The organism is Citricoccus muralis, assembly GCF_029637705.1.
In the GTDB taxonomy this organism is placed as follows: Bacteria; Actinomycetota; Actinomycetes; order Actinomycetales; family Micrococcaceae; genus CmP2.
The window spans coordinates 817,017-835,566 of record NZ_CP121252.1; the positions used below are offsets into that span (position 1 = coordinate 817,017).

The 18,550-nt window shown below is 66.3% G+C and carries 13 protein-coding genes and 1 pseudogene; 7 read left to right on the forward strand and 7 right to left on the reverse strand.

The genetic code is table 11. The features are described 5' to 3' along the window. Nucleotides 1–171 precede the first annotated feature (171 nt). On the forward strand, nt 172–1,884 hold the full coding sequence (gene dld, locus P8192_RS03720) for a D-lactate dehydrogenase (protein WP_278158601.1): 1,713 nt from the start codon (nt 172–174) through the stop codon (nt 1,882–1,884). Nucleotides 1,885–2,791: 907 nt separating this feature from the next. Here dld and P8192_RS03725 read toward each other — a convergent pair. After that, entirely contained in the window at nt 2,792–3,733 is a 942-nt protein-coding gene (locus P8192_RS03725) for a GlxA family transcriptional regulator (protein WP_278158603.1), read from the reverse strand. A 107-nt stretch (nt 3,734–3,840) separates the two neighbouring features. Between P8192_RS03725 and P8192_RS03730 the strand changes: the two genes are divergently transcribed. Both P8192_RS03730 and P8192_RS03735 read left to right on the forward strand, forming a co-directional pair. Further along, a complete protein-coding gene (locus P8192_RS03730; RefSeq protein WP_278158604.1) occupies nt 3,841–4,152 on the forward strand; it encodes a putative quinol monooxygenase in 312 nt (103 codons plus the stop codon). 632 nt (nt 4,153–4,784) lie between these two features. Next, nucleotides 4,785–6,109: pseudogene (locus P8192_RS03735) on the forward strand (ISL3-like element ISPfr2 family transposase). Nucleotides 6,110–6,320: 211 nt separating this feature from the next. Here the strand turns inward: P8192_RS03735 and argG are convergent. Continuing rightward, nucleotides 6,321–7,742 (reverse strand): argininosuccinate synthase, encoded by a 1,422-nt coding sequence (argG, locus tag P8192_RS03740; protein WP_278158605.1) that lies wholly within the window; start codon nt 7,740–7,742, stop codon nt 6,321–6,323. 316 nt (nt 7,743–8,058) lie between these two features. Here argG and P8192_RS03745 point away from each other — a divergent pair, with 316 nt between their 5' ends. After that, a complete protein-coding gene (locus P8192_RS03745; protein WP_278158606.1) occupies nt 8,059–8,850 on the forward strand; it encodes an alpha/beta fold hydrolase in 792 nt (263 codons plus the stop codon). A gap of 16 nt (nt 8,851–8,866) precedes the next feature. On the opposite strand, the gene P8192_RS03750 is transcribed toward P8192_RS03745, so the two are convergent. Both P8192_RS03750 and P8192_RS03755 read right to left on the reverse strand, forming a co-directional pair. Beyond that, entirely contained in the window at nt 8,867–9,502 is a 636-nt protein-coding gene (locus P8192_RS03750; protein WP_278158607.1) for an NADPH-dependent F420 reductase, read from the reverse strand. After that, entirely contained in the window at nt 9,499–10,404 is a 906-nt protein-coding gene (locus P8192_RS03755; RefSeq protein ID WP_278158608.1) for a fumarylacetoacetate hydrolase family protein, read from the reverse strand. The genes P8192_RS03750 and P8192_RS03755 overlap by 4 nt, the downstream gene beginning before the upstream one ends. A gap of 67 nt (nt 10,405–10,471) precedes the next feature. Between P8192_RS03755 and P8192_RS03760 the strand changes: the two genes are divergently transcribed. Then, nucleotides 10,472–10,972 (forward strand): hypothetical protein, encoded by a 501-nt coding sequence (locus P8192_RS03760; protein ID WP_278158609.1) that lies wholly within the window; start codon nt 10,472–10,474, stop codon nt 10,970–10,972. Between the two features lie 11 nt (nt 10,973–10,983). Here the strand turns inward: P8192_RS03760 and P8192_RS03765 are convergent, their stop codons facing one another. Both P8192_RS03765 and P8192_RS03770 read right to left on the reverse strand, forming a co-directional pair. Beyond that, complete coding sequence (locus P8192_RS03765) at nt 10,984–12,237, reverse strand: MFS transporter (protein ID WP_278158610.1); 1,254 nt, start codon at nt 12,235–12,237, stop codon at nt 10,984–10,986. Further along, a complete protein-coding gene (locus tag P8192_RS03770) occupies nt 12,234–12,881 on the reverse strand; it encodes a GntR family transcriptional regulator (protein WP_278158611.1) in 648 nt (215 codons plus the stop codon). The genes P8192_RS03765 and P8192_RS03770 overlap by 4 nt, the downstream gene beginning before the upstream one ends. An 80-nt stretch (nt 12,882–12,961) precedes the next feature. On the opposite strand from P8192_RS03770, the gene treY reads away from it, so the two are divergent. Next, nucleotides 12,962–15,346 (forward strand): malto-oligosyltrehalose synthase, encoded by a 2,385-nt coding sequence (treY, locus tag P8192_RS03775; protein ID WP_278158613.1) that lies wholly within the window; start codon nt 12,962–12,964, stop codon nt 15,344–15,346. After that, nucleotides 15,343–17,271 (forward strand): malto-oligosyltrehalose trehalohydrolase, encoded by a 1,929-nt coding sequence (gene treZ / locus P8192_RS03780; protein ID WP_278158615.1) that lies wholly within the window; start codon nt 15,343–15,345, stop codon nt 17,269–17,271. Before treY ends, treZ begins: the two co-directional genes overlap by 4 nt. On the opposite strand, the gene P8192_RS03785 is transcribed toward treZ, so the two are convergent. Further along, nucleotides 17,210–18,529: a DUF4032 domain-containing protein gene (locus tag P8192_RS03785; RefSeq protein WP_278158616.1), complete on the reverse strand. Its 1,320-nt coding sequence runs from the start codon at nt 18,527–18,529 to the stop codon at nt 17,210–17,212. The two genes, treZ and P8192_RS03785, sit on opposite strands and share 62 nt — an antisense overlap. Between the last annotated feature and the right edge of the window lie 21 nt (nt 18,530–18,550).

The following is an 18,550-nucleotide window of genomic DNA, read 5'->3' on the forward strand; positions in this document are numbered from 1 at the left end:
GAATCAGCCGGCCCTTTCCCGGCGTCGCTCAGGCAAAGCAGGCAAGTTTCTCTTGGTGGAGAAGCGATGATCGAAACAGCAAAGGATCTCAACACATGCAGTATCGGTGTCGGGAGAGTGGGGAACGTGCCGGGAGTTCGTTCGAGAACAATGAAAAGAGGCTGATCGAAAATGCATGATGACAGACCCCGAAAGTCTGAAAAGACACTGAAAGCGTTCGTCGACATTCTGGGGACGAGCCAAGTTCTGACTTCCCCTCAAGCGACGGCCCCGTATGCGCGTGGGAGCCGTTTCGGGGCCGGGAAGGTGCTCGCGGTGCTCCGCCCTGGCACTCTCGTTGAGATGTGGCTAGCGTTGCAGGTCTGTGTCGATAACGATCTCATCGTCATCCCTCAGGCCGCCAACACCGGCCTGACCGGAGGCTCTGGCCCGGGGGACCAGGACTACGACCGCGAGGTGGTGATCATCTCGACGATGCGCATCAATCAGATCCACGTGATCAACGATGCGCGTGAGGCGGTGTGCCTGGCCGGGGCCAGGCTGTACGAGCTCGAGGAGGCTCTGGCACCCCACGGACGGGAGCCGCATTCGGTGATCGGCTCTACTTCTATCGGGGCGTCCGTGGTCGGTGGGCTCGCCAACAACTCGGGAGGCAGCCAGGTCCGTAAAGGCCCCGCCTTTACGGAGTACGCGATCTATGCTCGTGTGAATGAGGACAACAGGGTCGAACTCGTCAACCATCTCGGCATCGAACTGGGAGACGATCCTGCGCAGGTGCTCGATAGGCTGCAGCGCGGCGACTGGGATGCGGCCGACGTCACTCCTCCTCCGGCCGATTCCCTCGACACGGAGTACGGGGAGCATGTACGTCAGATCGTCGGCACACCTGCGCGGTACAACGCCGACCCGAAGTTCCTCTTCGAGTCGTCCGGGTGCGCTGGCAAGCTCATGGTGTTCGCAGTGCGCACGCGAACCTTTCCGAAGGATTGGCGCACCACGACCTTCTACATCGGCACGAACGATCCGTCCGAGCTCGAGGATCTGCGGCGCGTCGTTCTCACCGCCGACCGACAGCTGCCCATCTCGGGCGAGTACTTCGACCGCGCGACCTTCGACCTAGCCGAGAAATACGGCAAGGACACCTTCGTCGGTTTGAAACACTGGGGAAACCAGCAGGTGCGACGAATGTTCGCCCTCAAGAGCTGGGCGAACGGGGTCTTCGCGAAGCTCTTCCCGTTCCTAGGTCAGACATTCGCCGACACGATCTCCCAGAAGGCCTTCGCGTTGCTGCCCCAGCAGCTGCCGAAGCGGATGCTCGACTACAGGGACCGCTTCGAGCATCATTTGATCATGGAGGTCGGGGACGCCCAGAAAACGGAGACCGAGAAATTTCTGGCCTCGTTCTTCGCCGAATCCGGGAGGGCTGGCGCGTTCTTCGTCTGCACCGACGAAGAAGCGCAGAGTGCCATGCTGCAGCGCTTCGGCGCGGCCAGCGCGATCGCGAGATACTTCAACCTCTACCGCAAGAACGTGGGCGGCATGGTGACCTTCGACGTGGCGCTTCGGCGGGACGACGAGGACTGGCTCGAGACACTACCACCCGAGATCGCCGATAAGCTCGAGGTGAGCGCGTACTACGGCCACTTCTTCTGCCATGTCCTTCACCAGAATCATGTGGCGAAGAAAGGTGTCGACTTGGTCGAGCTCAAAAAGCAGATGACGAAACTGCTCGAAGATCGCGGAGCGGCGATCCCTGCTGAGCACAACTACGGCCGATTGTACGAGGCGCCTCCCGCGCTGGTGGAGCACTACAAGCGGCTCGACCCGTGCAACGTCTTCAACGCCGGAGTGGGTAATACGTCGCCGCGCAAGAACTGGGGATAACCCTGCGGGAGAACAGACGTAGACCGGAGGTCGCTGGCCGAGGAGAGGCGCATAGCGCGGGCTCGTTCCACATTACGCGGGCATGGCCTATCGCGAGGAACAGCGATTGCTCCAAGCAAATGGGCTGTGAAGTGAGTTCTCGCCCGTCTGCTCTGATCTTGGCTGATGCGTCGGCCCAGCCGCCCTATGATCTGCTGCGCGTTCTTCGAGGTGAATGCGGTGTAGGGAACCTCCGCGACCTCGGCGCGGGAGATCAGGAGACCGGTCTCCTTGTCGCGAGTGGTGCCGGGGTACTCGATCGGTGTCCACTCCGTATCGGGAATCTGCTCGATCGCGCGCCTGATCGAGGGAATCATCCGAACGGTCACCGAGACCGCCGCGCCCTGCTGCGTGGCGGCGGTAACGACCGCATGCGAGTAGTACGCCGAGTCTGCCCGAACCAGCACCCGGCGGGCGCTGCCGCCATTCATACGGCGCAGCTGGGCGATGGCATCACCGACGACACGTTTCGCGGCTCTTCCCAGATGAGGGTGTAGGTCGGCCGGGCGCGTCGGTCCGCAGATAGACGTCGAGGTCTCCCGACGATGGAGGTTCCTACGCCATCCATCCGAAAGACCTCGACGTGTCCGACGCTACCCCGCCGGCCGGCTTCGGCCGCCCTGACCTGACCGCCTTCGCGTCTCATCCCAATCGACCCTGATCGAGTCTGCTGACCCCCTCGACGAGAACGCAGCGACATCACGGCCGCCCAACCCCGACCGTCCGGGAAGTCGGGACACGTCACATGGCCTGTGCTGCGGGTGTGTCGAGTGGGTCGTCCAGGGGGTGACGCAGGAGCGTCGACGCGACGTGCTGAGAGGTGGTTCCAGTCGAGCGCTAGGACACCGGCTACAGGCATGGCGATAGGTCAGGAATGGCGTCGCTCCCTGCGCAGGAGGGAGCGGAGAGTCTCGGCGTTCGCGTAGCCGACCCGTCGCGCGATCTCGGCGGAGGTGAGGTCCGTGGTTGCTGAGAGGTGCCGAGCTCGTTCGATGCGAAGCCGTTGGACGAAGCCGAGCGGAGTGAGGTTGAGCGCCGCACGGACTCGTCGTTCGAGGGTGCGCCGGCTGGTGCCGAGCGACTGCGCGACGAAGGCGAGGTTGAACGGTTCGTCCAGGCGGGCGCGCACGAAGCGTTCGAAGTCGACGACGATAGGGTCCTCGTGCTGGAGATGTTCGTAGGCGACGAAGGCGGCCTGCGACGGGCGCTCGTCGATGATGAGGAGCTTGGCGACATGTTGGGCCAGGTCGGGGCTGATCGATCGCACGAGTGAGAGCGCGAGGTCGATGTGGGCGAACGCGGCGCCGGCGGTGACGAGGTTCCCGTCGGCCACGACCATGGTGTCGAGATCGAGGGCGACGGTCGGATAGCGCTTCAGGAACTCCGGACCCAGGAACCAGCTGGTCGTCGCCCGCCGATGATGCATCCGTCCGGTCTCGGCGACAGCGAACACGCCGGTGCACGCCGCGGCGATCCGGGTGGTCGCCTCGTCGAGGCGCCCGAGCGAGGCGATGACCGAACGAGTATCTCGGCTCTGGAGGGCGTCGTTGGTAGCGGCGGCCGTAAGGGTTCCAAGCGCAGGGACGACGACGACGTCGAACTCTCCGGACTCCGACAGCGGGTGGTCCACCGACAGGGTCATCGATGACGTCGTGGTCACTCGCCGTTTCGGTCCGAGGATGGCGAGTTCGATCGGGTCGATCCGCGGGTCGACATCGCCGCGGGCTCCGTCGGCCACCCGCACGATGTCGATGATCGACGCGATAGCCGAACCGAAGCAGCCGTCGATCGCGATTAGTCCGATACGCATGACGTAAACAATAGCATTACTGCCGTATACGCCACTCCCCACGGGCCCTCGCTCGTCATAGGCTGAACCCGTACCACTAAGAACACCGATTTCAAGGAGAGTCTCTCATGTCAACACCCGCATCACTTCCCTATGCTTTCGTCGCCAAGATCGTCGCGGCCGATGGACAGCAGGACGCGCTTGCCGATCTGCTTGCCGGCGCTGTCGCGCTCGCCAACGAAGAAGTAGGAACGATTGTCTGGTTCGCGGTCAGGACCGACGCCGACACCTTCTGGATCTTCGATGCATTCCCCGACGAGGCCGCTCGCGACGCCCACGCCAACGGCGCCATCGTCGCAGCTCTGACGGCTAACCAGCACCTGCTCGGCGCAGCACCCGAGATCCTGGCGGCCGACGTTCTCGCGTCCAAGCTTCCGTAGTCCGCCAACGCACGAGACGATCGCGCCCCGCCGAGCCGTCGCCAGGTCACGACGCAACGCCCGGTTGCGTTGCCGAGCGGTGCGAGGCCTATCGGCACACGGACAGGATGCCGGCCGCGAGCGCTGAGCCGGCGAGGGGTCCGTCGCAGAGGAGAGCGACGTCGGTGTCGGGCAGAGCCGTGAGGCCAGCGCATCGCGCGACCACCAGAACCGAACCGCCCCTGACCTGCGGAAACGCAGGGCAGGGGCGGTTCGCCGGAGCCGCCTTTCGGAATCGAACCGACGACCTCATCACGTCGGCTTTGCGTCTATCGCTTGATGCGCCCACTGGGCGAACGAGCCGCTGACCCGCGCAAACGCCGAGCGTGGGGGACGCCGCCATCCGGTGGTGACCGACGACGACCGACCAGTACCGACCGTTTCACCGGAGCTTGCGGCGGCGTCGAAGCCGAGCAAGCTCCATTCCTTTAGCTCACCGCTCCCTCCTCCTCGCCGGCCCCGTCGTCGTCGAAGTCGTTTCAGGGGTCTTCTCAGATGACGGTGTAGGTCGGCCGAGCGCGTCGGTCCGCAGATAGACGTCGAGGTCTCCCGACGATGGAGGTTCCTACGCCATCCATCCGAAAGACCTCGACGTGTCCGACGCTACCCCGCCGGCCGGCTTCGGCCGCCCTGACCTGACCGCCTTCGCTCGACTCGACGGCCTCGGTCTGAGCGTGACCGGACAACGACTTGAACCGGAGCGTGCGGTCCTCGCGTGCCGCGTGGTGGAACCAGATCAGTGGTGCCGACGGTGCGGCAGCGAAGGCGCTGCTCGTGACACCGTGATCCGGCGGTTGGCCCACGAGCCGCTGGGCTGGCGACCGACCGTGCTGGAAGTTGTAGTGCGCCGCTACCGCTGTGCCGACTGCGGACACGTGTGGCGCCAAGACACCAGCGCCGCGGCGGAGCCACGTGCGAAGCTCTCGCGCACCGGGCTGCGGTGGGCGCTGGAAGGGATCGTGGTCGCACACCTCACCGTCGCCCGTGTCGCCGAGGGACTCGGGGTCGCGTGGGACACCGCCCACAACGCGGTCCTGGCTGAAGACAAGCGGCTGCTGATCAACGACCCCACGCGGTTTGAGGGCGTGAAGGTCGTTGGCGTCGATGAGCACGTCTGGCGCCACACCAGGCGTGGCGCAAGTACGTTACCGTGATCATCGACCTCACCCCGGTCCGCGATGGCGCCGGCCCAGCAAGACTGCTGGACATGGTCGATGGCCGGTCGAAGGCGGCGTTCAAGACCTGGCTCGCCGACCGCGACGACGCCTTCCGTGACGCGGTCGAGGTGGTCGCGATGGACGGCTTCACCGGGTTCAAGACCGCCGCTGCAGAGGAGATCCCGGACGCGGTCACGGTGATGGATCCCTTCCACGTCGTGCGCCTGGCCGGTGACGCCCTCGACAGGTGCCGGCGCCGGGTCCAACTCGCGATCCACGGGCACCGTGGGTTCAGGGACGACCCGCTCTACAAGTCGCGGCGCACGCTGCACACCGGCGCGGACCTGCTCACCGACAAGCAGAGCGACAGGCTACGCGCGCTGTTCGTTGATGACGCTCACGTCGAGGTCGAGGCTACCTGGGGTGTCTACCAGCGCATGATCGCCGCCTATCGCCACGAGGACCGGCAACGTGGCCGCGAGCTCATGGAGAAGCTGATCACCGACCTCAGCGCCGGCGTCCCCAAGGTGCTCACCGAGCTCACCACCCTGGGCCGGACCCTGAAGAAGCGAGCCGCTGACGTGCTCGCCGACTTCGAACGACCCGGCACCAGCAACGGGCCGACCGAGGCGCTCAACGGACGGCTCGAACACCTGCGCGGCTCCGCACTCGGGTTCCGCAACCTGACCAACTACATCGCCCGAAGCCTGCTCGAGACCGGCGGCTTCAGACCCCAACTCCTACACCCCCGATTGGGATGAGCCTTTTTAAAGGACGGGTCCCCAGGTTCAAATCCTGTCACCCCGACCAGAAAATGACGCTCTCGCCAGGGAGCGCAACCCGGTCCACTGTGGTGGTCCGGGTTTTTTGCGTCTGGGGTAGCCCAGGGAAATGGGCCGCCCCCAGCCACCTTGGTGGTTGGGTGCGGCCCATTCGCCGTGACCTCGACGTCACGTCGTGATCACGGAATGTTCAGTCGGTTCCGGTGTCGAAGGCGGCGGCGAGACCCAGCTCGTCGGCATTCTCGTCGATGCCACCGACGGCATTGGCGATCGCTTCGGCGCCGCCGGACTCGAGTTCGCCCACCAGCTGCGCGGTCGAGCCTCCGACGAGGCCCAGCGAGGCGTACTGCTCGAGGCGGGCACGTGAATCGGCGATGTCGAGGTTGCGCATGGTGAGCTGACCGATACGATCTTCCGGGCCGAATGCGGCACCCACGGTGCGCTCCATGGAGAGCTTCTCCGGGTGGTAGCTGAGGCCGGGGCCGGTGGTGTTGAGGATGGTGTAGTCGTCGCCGCGGCGCAGCCGCAGGGTGACCTCGCCGGTGATCGCGGAGCCAACCCAGCGCTGCAGCGACTCCCGCAGCATCAGTGACTCTGGGTCCAGCCAGCGTCCCTCGTACATCAGGCGTCCCAGCCGTCGGCCGTCGTTATGGTACGCGGCCAGCGTGTTCTCGTTGTGGATGGCGTTGACCAGGCGTTCATAGGTGATGTGCAGCAGGGCCATGCCCGGGGCCTCATAGATGCCGCGAGACTTGGCTTCGATGATGCGGTTCTCGATCTGGTCGGAGACACCCAAACCGTGACGCCCGCCGATCGCGTTCGCCTCGTAGACCAAGGCCACCGGGTCGGAGTATTCAATGCCGTTGATGGCCACAGGACGGCCCGACTCGAAACGCACCGACACCTCTTCGGTGGCCACCTCGACGTCATCGCGCCAGGCGGCCACACCCATGATCGGCTCCACAATGTCGAGGCCAGCATCGAGGAACTCGAGCTTCTTTGCCTCGTGGGTGGCGCCCCAGATGTTGGCATCGGTCGAGTAGGCCTTCTCGGTGGCGTCACGGTAGGGGAACCCATGGGCGACGAGCCATTCACTCATCTCGTGACGGCCGCCGAGCTCCTCGACGAAGTCGTTGTCCAGCCAGGGCTTGTAGATGCGCAGCGCCGGGTTGGCCATGAGTCCGTAGCGGTAGAACCGCTCGATGTCATTGCCCTTATAGGTGGAGCCATCGCCCCAGATGTCGACGCCGTCTTCCTTCATGGCGCGTACGAGCAGGGTGCCGGTGACGGCGCGACCGAGCGGGGTGGTGTTGAAGTAGGTCTTGCCGCCGGAGCGCACGTTGAACGCACCGGTCTGCAAGGCGACGAAGCCTTCCTCGACCAGGGCGCGCTTGGCATCGACGTGACGGGCGATTTCGGCACCGTATTCCTTGGCGCGATCGGCCACACCGTCAATGTCGGGCTCGTCATACTGGCCGATGTCGGCGGTGTAGGTGCAGGGGATGGCCCCCTTCTCGCGCATCCACGCCACCGCGCAGGATGTATCGAGGCCGCCGGAGAAGGCGATGCCGACCTTCTGGCCGACGGGAAGCGAAGAGAGAACCTTGGACATGACTCGTTACTCCATCGTGGTGTCGAATACTGGGACCTAACCTTTCCATGAACTTAGCAAAGCCAGCAATGACCGACCGAATGGTGTCCTCGCTGGTCACACAACAGACCCGTGTGCAGTGAATTTCAGGGGCTCGACCAGGGGGTGGAGTTTGCCTACGCGTCATGTGCCATTAAACTTAATGTCAGGTTTTGTTCTTGCGCGGAGATTCCGCGCCCTGTTGGTGCCGTTCCTCCGTTGAGCCGTCGGCCGTTGGCGCCCCGCACGAAGCGGGCAGCACCCCACGAATTTTTGCGTTTGCTAGGCAGCTGATTTCATGACTTCGACCGATACCCGTATGTCGCATATTCACGACTATCCCGGCGACGGCCCCACCGTGGTCCTCTTGCACGGGTTGTTGGCGTCTGCCAAATACTGGGGACCGGTCCGGCGTCGTCTGAGTTCCGACGGGTACCGCGTGGTCACCATCGATCTACTGGGTTTCGGCTCCGCGGCCAAAGCGCCCGCGACGAGCTACGACTACACCGAGCACGTCGAGCACGTCCGCTCGGCCGTCGAAGCCGTCGCGGAGAAAGAGCCCGTGATCCTCATCGGGCACTCGCTGGGTGGCCTGGTCTCCATGAAGTTGGCACGCCGTCACCCCGAGCTGGTATCTCAGCTGGTGATTCTCAATGCTCCGCTGTACCGCGACGGCGACGAAGCGCGCTCCTCCATTCTGGATACGAGTGCCCTCTACCGGTTCCTGTTGACCTCGAAATTCCGCGCGGCCGGCTGGGTCACCGCACGACTGCTCGGCTTCCCGGTGATCGGGCGCCACTCGGCCAAAGCGCGAGAAGGCGCTCTAGAAGAAGTGGTGTTCCGCGGCAAAGGTCTCAGCGATCTGCGGAAGCTGGAGGTGCCTGCCGTGGTGGTGACCGGGGCGCAGGACCGTGAGATCTACCTGTCGAACCTGAATGAGGCCGAACTGCCGGATTCGATCGATGTGTTCGTGTCGCAGACCGGGCATCACCTGCCCACTCAGGCCCCGCATTACGTGAGCTGGATTCTGAACGCGCTCGGAGTCGCGCCGGCCAGCCGGGCCTCCGGCTCGTGGGCGCCGGCCGCCTAATCCGGAATCGGGTCGCTCAGAGGACTTCGCGGATCTGCGCGGCGGTCATGGGGCGGTTGAACAAGGGGCCGCCAGGCTCGGCGATGCGGCCTTTGTGCAGACGCGGCACGTGCACCGGGTCGTAGCCAAGCTGGGTGATCAAGCTCGAGACGAGTGCGGCCGCGGCATCGTCGTCGGACGCCACGAGCAAGCCCCTCCGCGGTGAGGCGGTGGCTCGGTCAGGAGCATCGAGATCCCAGTGGCTCAAGTGATTCAGCGCCTTGACCACCCGGGCGGTGGAGAAGTGGGTGGCAATAGCCTCAGAGCTGGACATCCCCTCATCGAGATGTGCTTGCAGCCAGCGCGGCACCGGTTCTTGCTGCCAGCGATTGGTGGCGTCCACGAGCACCGTGCCGGCCAGGGTGGGGGCGTCGACGTCGTCGAGATCCTCCTGCGGCACCATGAGGACCACGATCTGGGCGCGCTCGCCGATCTCCTCGGCGTTCACAGCGCGAGCACGTGGGGCGTACTGGGCCAGATGGTACTTCAGCTGGACGGGGGTGCGGGTGGCGGCGATGTCGACCTCGATGCCGCAGCTGTCGGCGACCCGGGCGAGTGCAGTGCCCGCGCGGCCGGCCCCGAGCACGCCAATGACGGTGATGGGCTCGGTCATGCGATGGTGTTGCGCTGAGCGCCGAGGCCTTCGATGCGGACTTCTACGACGTCGCCGGAGCGCAGCCATGGGTGACGGCCCTCATCGTTGCGGCGTCCCAGGGCGACCCCGGCCGGGGTGCCGGTGAGAATGAGGTCGCCGGGCAGCAGGGTGATCATGGTGGAGATGTAGGAGACCAGTTGGGCGGGGGAGAACACCTGATCGGCGACGTCGTCGTACTGCACCCGCTCGCCGTTGACGAAGGTGGAGATGGTGCCGGTGCCGTCGAACTCGTCGGCAGTGACCAGCCAGGGGCCGACCGGGGTGGTGGCCTCGAAGATCTTGCCCTGCAACCACTCGGTGGTGCGGCCTTGGAAGCCGCGCAGGGAGACGTCATTGGCGACCGCGTAGCCGGCGATGTGGTCGGCGGCGTCGGCCTCGGCGATGCGGCGGCCGGGCTCGCCGATGACGATGCAGAGCTCGCCCTCGTAATCGAGACGGTGGTCCTCGGCCGGGATCTCAATCTCGGCACCGGCGGCGGTGAGCGACTGACCGAACTTGGCGAACAGCGAGGGATACTCGGGGCGCTGCTGGCCGGTTTCCTCGATGTGGTTGAGATAGTTCAGGCCCACGCAGAACACCTTGGTGGGGAAGGGGACCAAGGTGTCATACGTCAGCTCGGCCGGATCGAGCACGGAAGCGGGCTGTTCTTCAGCCTGCTCCAGCGCGGCCGCGACAATGGCCTCGCGCTCCTCAGTGGGGTAAGCCAGGAACTCGCCCACATCCTGCACCTCGGGCAGGGCGACTGCTGCGGTGGCGGTTTCGACGCCGTCGTGGGTCTCCACGGAGGTGATCAGGGCGGCAAAGGTGGCGCCGGGCTGATCGGTGGCGGCATCGGGCTGGCGGAACGTGGCAAGCTTCATGCCTCCATCTCATCACACCGGCTGACCTACGCCCAAGAGGGCCGGGCGGAGATGGGACAATGGAGACATGTACGAGCCACTCGATCTCCAGACGACGCAGGTCACCCTCTGGGCTGCCGTCTTGTTCCTCGCCGCCGGCGTGGTGGTGCTATTGCACTCCCGCTGGCGCCAACGCCGCTATGTTCGCCTCGACGCCACCGGCGGAATGGGAGCGGAAGACGGCGAAGACACTCGCTACGAGGGGGCAGACCGTGGATTCGATGCCCGCCGCGAAATGTACGCGGCGTTGGCGATGATTGCACTCGGTGTGGTCGCTGGGGTGTTTTCGTACGTAACGGTCAACCACCTCGAGGAGACCGTCGACCAGAACGTGTCGATCAAGTATGGCACCGAGGATGTGCAGGGCAACGGCTGGCGCGGCAACGCCCTGAACGCCACGGTGGTGATGCCCGATGGCACCGTTTATGAGGAGGTGCTGATCGCCTTCGACCCGCAGACCGGTGAGCCAACCGTCATGGGTGACCACCCGGGACTGACCGAACCGGAGGAATCGGCCGACGAGGACTGACGCGGTTGACGTTAGTTGGGGTATTCCTCCAACGGGGCGGCCGGCGGTAGGAAGGCACGCCAGGCGCAGGCGACAATGATGAGGCATACCAGCGCGATGCCGGTGCCGATGGCGAAGAGTGCGGCGTAGCTGAGGTAGGCCGAGAGGGTGGCCAGCACCATGGGCACGAAGAACCCCAGGTAGGTCAGCGAGTAGTACACGGCGGTGAGACCGGCGAGATCATCCGGGGTGGCGATGCGCTGCACCTCGGAGAGCCCGGCCACCAGGGTGAGACCGTACCCGGCGCCGAGTACGGCCGCGGCGACCAAGCCGAGCGCGAGCTGATGGGTCGAGGCGGCGCCGGCTCCGAGCAGGGTGCCGGTGGCGGCGATCGACAAACCGACCACCGTGGCCCGGGAACTGCGCGGGGTATCGATCCGGCGGCCTAGGGTCTGGATGCCGACACCGCACCCCAGGGTCACGACCGTCATCATGCCGGAGAAGGCAATGGGGAGGTCCCCGGCGGCGTCGCTGAGGAACATGGGCAGCACCGCATAGGCGGCACCGGCGCAACTGAACACCCACGGTGCGGCCGGGACCACGACGAGCAAAAACCGTGGATGTCGTGCCGAAGGGATGGCGAAGAGTCGCACGAGTTGCCGGCCCGAGAGCTCGGAGCGGCGGGGGCGAGTTTCGGGCACGGTGAACAGCCAGCATCCGGCGGCCACAGTCAGCACCAGATGCACCACATAGGCCAGGTACGTGGGGCCGGGTGCCCACTGAGCCAGTGCTGCGGCCACGCCGGCGCCCAGCAGGAACCCGCCGGTCAGCGAGAGAGCGGCGCGGCGTGCCCCCGCGGTGGGGTCGGTGCCGGCGCGATCGCAGAGTTCCTTGACCCAGGTGCTGCCCACCGCCATCACCATGCCCAGCGCTGCACCACAGAGCACGCGCCCCACCGCCAACAGGGGCGCTGAGTCGGGAGACAGGGCCAACACGGTGGATCCGAGAAATGACACCGGCGCGGCCGGTAGCATCACCATGCGTCGGCCCCAGGCCGTGGAAAGCGGTCCACCGATCAACAGGGCGGGCACGATGCCCACCACATAGGCGGCCAACAACCCGTACACGGTGAACTCGGTGAATCCGCTGACGTCGCGGTACATCACCAATAGGGGGGTGAATTCATTGCCGCCCCAGGCCACCGCCATCATGGCGGCGGCCACCGGGAGCCAGGCCCGTTCCGGGTGCCGCGCCCAGGCGGGGGCGGACTGCGTCCGGCGGCTCACAGCAGCGTCCCCTTCGCGGTGTTCAGGTGTTCGGCCAACGTGTCGGAGTATCCGACAGGATCGCGGTCACGCAGCCGTTCATACAGGGCGCGATGGCCTTCAAGATAGACGCGTGCCCGGTCAGCGTCGCGGTCCACCGAGGCGGCGACGAGGCGCTGCTGGCGCTCGCGGATGCTGGTGGCGAATTCGGTGAGTAGGGTGTTGCCCCCAGCGCCAATGAGATGGTGGTGAAACTGCGCGTCGAGTTCGGCGTAGCGCTGCAGTTCGCCGTCGTCGATGGCTTGGGACTGCTGGTTGATCACCACCGAGAGGATCTCCAAGAGCCGGGCGTGGCTGGCCTCGGGTGCGGCGCAGGCGACGTGGGCAGCGTGGGATTCCACGAGCAGCCGGGCGTCGAAAATCTCGTGAATCTGAGCCGGGGCGATCGGCACCACCAGGGCGCCGCGCTTCGGGTACAGGCGCAAGTGCCCTTCGACCTCCAGGCGCAGCAAGGCCTCGCGCACCGGGGTGCGGCTGATGCCTAACTGTTGGGCGACCTCGCCTTCGGTGATCATCTCCGAGGGCGGCAACTCCCCGGACAGGATCCGCGCCTTAACGGACTGGTAGGCCTTCTGGGCGGCCGTGACCTCGGATGATGCAGACATGATGTATCTATGTTGCATGCCAGTGTGGAGCGGGCGCAAACTCTTCTCGCTCGCCAGCGGTTCTGTTAGCGTCCAGAAGAGTGAGCACTCCACTGGCATCGCCCTCTCCGCGCAGCACCTACCGGCTTCAGATCAGCCCGTCCTTCACGGTGGACGACGCGCTCGAGGTGGTGCCGTATCTGCGTGATCTCGGCGCGGACTGGGTGTACCTGTCGCCCATGATGGCCTCGACCTCGGGCTCCGATCACGGATACGACGTCGTGGACCCCACCCGGGTGGATGAGCAGCGCGGGGGAGAGGGGCGACTGCGTCGGCTGGCCGAAGCGGCACATCAGGCCGGCATGGGTGTGTTGCTTGATGCCGTGCCCAACCACGTGGGTGTGGCCGACCCTCGACAGAACCCCTGGTGGTGGGACGTGTTGCGCGAGGGGCAAGCCTCAGCTTCGGCGAAGATGTTCGACATCGACTGGGCGGCCGGAGAAGGAAAAGTGCTACTTCCGGTGCTCGGCGACGGCAACGAAACCGACCCGGAAGCCGAGCTGGACCAGCTGCGCATCGAAGGGGAGACCCTGCGCTACTACGACCACGTCTTTCCATTGGCCGAGGGCAGCCTCGATGCCGGGCTCACCCCGCGGGAGGTGCACGCCCGCCAGCACTACCGGCTGGTGCCGTGGCGGTGGGCGGATGACCGGCTGAACTACCGGCGGTTTTTCGCCATCAATGAGCTCGCCGCGGTGCGAGTGGAGGACCCAGAGGTGTTCGCAGCGGTGAACGCGGTGACGCTGCGCCTGCTGCGCGAGGGCGTGGTGGACGGGCTGCGCCTGGACCACGTGGACGGGCTCGCCGACCCGGGCGGCTACTGTGCCCGGCTACACGAGGCGACCGATGGGGCACACGTCGTGGTCGAGAAAATCCTGGAGCCCGGGGAAGAGCTGCCCGCCGACTGGTTGGTGTCCGGTACCACCGGCTATGAGGCGCTGGCCGTCATCGACCGGGTGCTCACCGACCCCACCGGTGCTGAGGCGCTGGACGCTGCCGCCGGTCAGCGCGACCCGGCGAGGGAGTGGGCTGAACTGACCCATCACACCCGGCTCACCGTGGCGCGCACCCAACTGGGCTCGGAGGTGAACCGATTGCTGCGCGAGCTGGGGTGGGCTGACAACGTGGACGTCGATGCTCGGAAAGAAGCACTGAACGAGCTGCTGGCGTCGTTGCCCGTCTACCGCAGTTATCTGCCCACCGGGCGCGCCTCTCTGGAGGAAGCCTTCGCCGCGGTGCGCGCTCGCCGTCCAAAGCTGGCCCCGGTGCTGGACGAACTGCACCCCATCCTGACCGACGCCGAGCAGCCGGTGGCGCGGCGCTTCCAACAGACCTCGGGCGCGGTCATGGCCAAGGGCGTGGAAGACAGCGCGTTCTATCGGTACACCCGGTTGAGCTCACTGAACGAGGTGGGCGGCGATCCCTCCCGCTTCGCCGTGGACCTCGACGAGTATCACCGTGCCCAGTCCCAACGTCAGGCGGAGACCCCGCACGCGATGACTGCGCTGTCCACCCACGACACCAAGCGCAGCGAGGACGTGCGGGCCCGCATCGCCGTTCTCTCCGAGTGCGCCGCCGACTGGGCTGCACAACTGGAACAGCTTCACCGGGCAGCGCCCCAGTATGACCGGACCTTCGCCAAGCTGTTCTGGGAAACCCTGCTGGGGGTGTGGCCCGCTGACGGCACGGCGCCCGATACGGAGCGTCTGGCCGACTACGCGGTCAAAGCCGCGCGAGAGGCGGGCACTGCCACCACCTGGACCGACCCCGACGATGACGTCGAACAGGCTCTCATCCGTGCCGCCGAAGCCGCCACCGCCGGCACTGGTCCGGTGCGCGAGATCCTCCAGCACGTCAGCGACCGGATCAGCGAGGCCGGGGCCCGCAACCAGCTGGTGATGCGGTTTCTGCACCTGGTGAACCCTGGCGCCCCCGACGTCTATCAGGGCACCGAGACGGTGTTCCCCACCCTCGTAGACCCGGACAACCGGCGCAGCGTCGACTTCACCTCGCGTGCCTCGGCCCTGCGCCGCCTCGAGGAACAGCCACCGACGGCGTGGACCCTGCCCGATGATGTCGATGACGCCAAGCTGCTCATCACCGCCCGCACCCTGCGACTGCGCCGCGACCACCCGGCCCTCTTCACCCGCTACGCCCCGGCCGAGGTGGTGGGTGCCCAAGCAGATCGCGTCATTGCGAGTCACCGGGGTGAGGCCGTGGCCGTGGCCGGACGCTGGTGGCTCGAGCGATACTGGGACGACACCGCCGTGGTGCTGCCCGAGCGCGAGTTCGTCGACGCGTTTACCGGAACCCGCATCGACGCCCGGCAGCACCGGGTGGCGCCGGTCGCCCAGCTACTGGAACACCTGCCGGTGGCGCTGCTGATCCCCGCCTCGCACACACTCACCCCGGAGTCGCAGTCATGAGCCGTTCTGCCCCGCGCCCGCCCTACGCCGTCTGGTCCCCGCACGCCGAGCGGGTGGAACTGGTTCTTACCGACACTGCCCCCGGGGAGTTGCGCCCCGGATTCGCCGCTCAGCTTGCTACCGAGGAGCCCGTGAGCTGGCCCGTCGCCGCGAGCCTGGACCTGACTCGCGACGACGACGGCTGGTGGGCGCCTGCGTCGGTCGCCCTCGATGAGGCGCTGGCCCAGCTGGCGCCGGAACATCGCACCGACCCCGGCTACGGCTACGTGATCGACGGCGCCGGGCCTTTCCCGGATCCCCGCGCTCGCCGATTGCCCGACACCGTGCATGGCCCCGCCCGCCGTGACACCGCCGGCACCGAGCATCGCGCCTCAGCACCCACAGTGCCGACCGATCACACGCTGCGCCACGCGGTCATCTACGAACTTCACCTGGGCACCTTCACCCACGACGGCACCCTCGACTCCGCTATCGAGCGCCTCGACCACCTGGTACGCCTCGGTATCACCCACGTCGAGCTGATGCCGGTCAACTCCTTCTCCGGCGACCACAACTGGGGTTACGACGGGGTGGGCTGGTTCGCCGTCGACGAGTCCTACGGCGGCCCGGATGCATACCGTCGCTTCGTCGCCGCCTGTCATACCCGCGGGCTGTGTGTGATTCAGGACGTCGTCTACAACCACCTCGGTCCCGACGGCAACTATCTGCCCGCCTTCGGCCCGTATCTCAGCGACGCCACCACCGGCTGGGGCGACGGGCCCGACCTGCACGGCGAGCACTCCGTGACCGTACGCGAGCTCATCCTCGACAACGCCGCCCTCTGGCTCGAAGAGTACGGGGTGGATGGGCTGCGCCTGGACGCCGTGCACGCTCTGATGGACACCAGCGACGACGATGCCGCCCGCGCTCCAGGCACGCCCCGGTTGCTGGCTCAGCTGGCCGCTCTGGCCGATGAGATCACCGAGCGCACCGGGGTGCCCCGCCACCTGATCGCCGAGTCCGATCTCAACGACCCGCGGCTGATCACCCCGCGCCCGGACGGCGACGGGTTGCACGCCCAGTGGTCCGATGACTACCACCACGCCGTGCACTCCGCCGTCACTGGGGAACACCACGGGTACTACCGCGACTTCGCCCCGCTGGCCGCCCTCGAGAAAACCGTGGCGCACGGATTCTTCCACCACGGCACCTACTCCAGCTTCCGCGGCCGCGACCACGGTGCCCCCTTGCCAGCCGAGACCCCGAACTGGCGGCTGGTGGTTTCCGTGCAGAACCACGACCAGGTGGGCAACCGCGCGGCCGGCGACCGCCCGTCCGCCGTGCTGGACGCCGGTCAGCTCGGCATCGAAGCCGCCCTGCTGCTACTCGGCCCGTACACGCCCATGCTCTTCATGGGGGAGGAATGGGGCGCGACCACCCCGTTCGCATTCTTCACCGCCCACCGCTCCCCGCAGCTCGCCAGCGCGGTGTCTGAGGGGCGCCGCCGTGAATTCGAGCGCATGGACTGGGACGCCGACGCTGTGGTCGACCCGCAAGATCCGGCCACCTTCCGCGCCTCCCGGCTTGACTGGTCCCAGACCGAAAACTCCACCCTGCTGGAGCTCTATCGCCGCCTGATCCGGCTGCGCGCCGACACCCCCACGCTCACCGAGCCGGACCGGTCCCTGACCCGGTGCCACGTGGACGAGCACTCCCGCTATGTGATGCTCGACCGCTGGCGTTCCCACGACGACGAGCTACCCCACCTCAGCATCCTGCTCACCCTGGGGGAGGCCCCGATGCCCGTGCCGCCGGACCTGCACGCCGAGGCCGAACTCGTGCTGGCCCACGGCCCTGAAAGCTTCCTCGACGAGTTGCCCGTGATCAGTGGTCTGACGGTGGTTCCTCGGCACGCCGTGGCGGTGTTTCGGCGTCCTCTGGATTGACCGCGCTGAGCATACTCGTGGTCGGGTTCAGCACAATGGCATCCTCATCACGACGGGCGGGTAGCACCTCCGCCAGGTAGGAATCCAGCGCCTCCTGCAGGCTCACCGACCGTTGCGCGCGCTCCGAGAGGTACCAGCGGTGCTCCAGTAACTGGTGCATCACCTCGGCCGGTTCCAGCTTGCCCTTCAAATGCTCCGGGATCGCCGCCACCATCGGCTCGAAGACCTCCGTGGTCCAATAGTGCGCCGCCTCGTGCTCGTCCAGCCCCGGGTGCACCTCCGCCCGGTACTCATCCAGATCATGCAACAACCGTCGCGCCTGATTCTCCTGCACTCGCAACCCGGTCAACCGCTCCAAACGCCGGGTGTGATGCCCCGGGTCCACCACCTTCGGCTGCAGCACCAGCTCCGAGCCACCCGCTCGCGGACGCAGCGCATACTCCTCGACGTCGAAACCCAGCTCGTTCAGCCGGCGGATCCGATCCTCAATCCGCCACCGCTCTGAGGCGGAGAACGTCATATCCGCGGTGAGCTCATCCCAGAGCGACCGGTAGGCCGCCATGATCAGCTCTGAGGTGCCCAGCGGGTCGACATCCGCCTCGATCATCCCGCCGCCCTGCAGATCCATCAGCTCCCCGGCAATGTTCACCCGGGCGATCTCCAGGTCGTGCTCGCGCTGCCCGCGGGACAGGTTCCCGTGCAGTTCACCCGTCTCCGCATCCACCAGATACGCGGCGAAAGCACCGGCGTCGCGGCGGAACAGCGCGTTCGACAGCGACACATCCCCCCAGTAAAACCCCTCCAGATGCAGTTGGACCAGGAGCAGGGCCAGCGCGTCGATGAGCCGGGTCAGGGTGTCACGGGTCAGCTGCTGCGAAAACACCGCGCGGTAGGGCAGAGAAAACGCCAGATGTCGGGTCACCAGCATGGTGGGTAGCGGATCACCCTCGGCGGTGGTGCGTCCAGAAATCACCGCCACCGGTTCCACGCACGGCACTTCGAGTCGACGCAGCTGCCGCAGCAGCCCGTATTCGTGATGCGCTGCGGCGTCTGTGGTCTCTTTCATCGCCACCACCATCCCGGGCAGTCGCACGAAACGCACCACGTGCCGAGAAATACCCCGCGGCAGGGCGGCCAGATAACCAGCCGGCCACTCCAGCAACGGCAGATCCAAAGGGAGCTCGAGCACGTCAGCCGTGCCCACACCGGATCCTGATTCTCCTCCGGCGGTGATCTTGAGTTCGACCCCTGCACTCATGAGTCGAGTCTACCCACGTCA

What these genes read in the sequence shown, in the direction of transcription:
- dld (WP_278158601.1), top strand. Translation starts at nt 172, where the DNA reads ATGCATGATGACAGACCCCGAAAGTCTGAAAAGACACTGAAAGCGTTC.
- P8192_RS03725 (WP_278158603.1), bottom strand. Translation starts at nt 3,733, where the DNA reads ATGCGTATCGGACTAATCGCGATCGACGGCTGCTTCGGTTCGGCTATC.
- P8192_RS03730 (WP_278158604.1), top strand. Translation starts at nt 3,841, where the DNA reads ATGTCAACACCCGCATCACTTCCCTATGCTTTCGTCGCCAAGATCGTC.
- argG (WP_278158605.1), bottom strand. Translation starts at nt 7,742, where the DNA reads ATGTCCAAGGTTCTCTCTTCGCTTCCCGTCGGCCAGAAGGTCGGCATC.
- P8192_RS03745 (WP_278158606.1), top strand. Translation starts at nt 8,059, where the DNA reads ATGACTTCGACCGATACCCGTATGTCGCATATTCACGACTATCCCGGC.
- P8192_RS03750 (WP_278158607.1), bottom strand. Translation starts at nt 9,502, where the DNA reads ATGACCGAGCCCATCACCGTCATTGGCGTGCTCGGGGCCGGCCGCGCG.
- P8192_RS03755 (WP_278158608.1), bottom strand. Translation starts at nt 10,404, where the DNA reads ATGAAGCTTGCCACGTTCCGCCAGCCCGATGCCGCCACCGATCAGCCC.
- P8192_RS03760 (WP_278158609.1), top strand. Translation starts at nt 10,472, where the DNA reads ATGTACGAGCCACTCGATCTCCAGACGACGCAGGTCACCCTCTGGGCT.
- P8192_RS03770 (WP_278158611.1), bottom strand. Translation starts at nt 12,881, where the DNA reads ATGTCTGCATCATCCGAGGTCACGGCCGCCCAGAAGGCCTACCAGTCC.
- treZ (WP_278158615.1), top strand. Translation starts at nt 15,343, where the DNA reads ATGAGCCGTTCTGCCCCGCGCCCGCCCTACGCCGTCTGGTCCCCGCAC.
- P8192_RS03785 (WP_278158616.1), bottom strand. Translation starts at nt 18,529, where the DNA reads ATGAGTGCAGGGGTCGAACTCAAGATCACCGCCGGAGGAGAATCAGGA.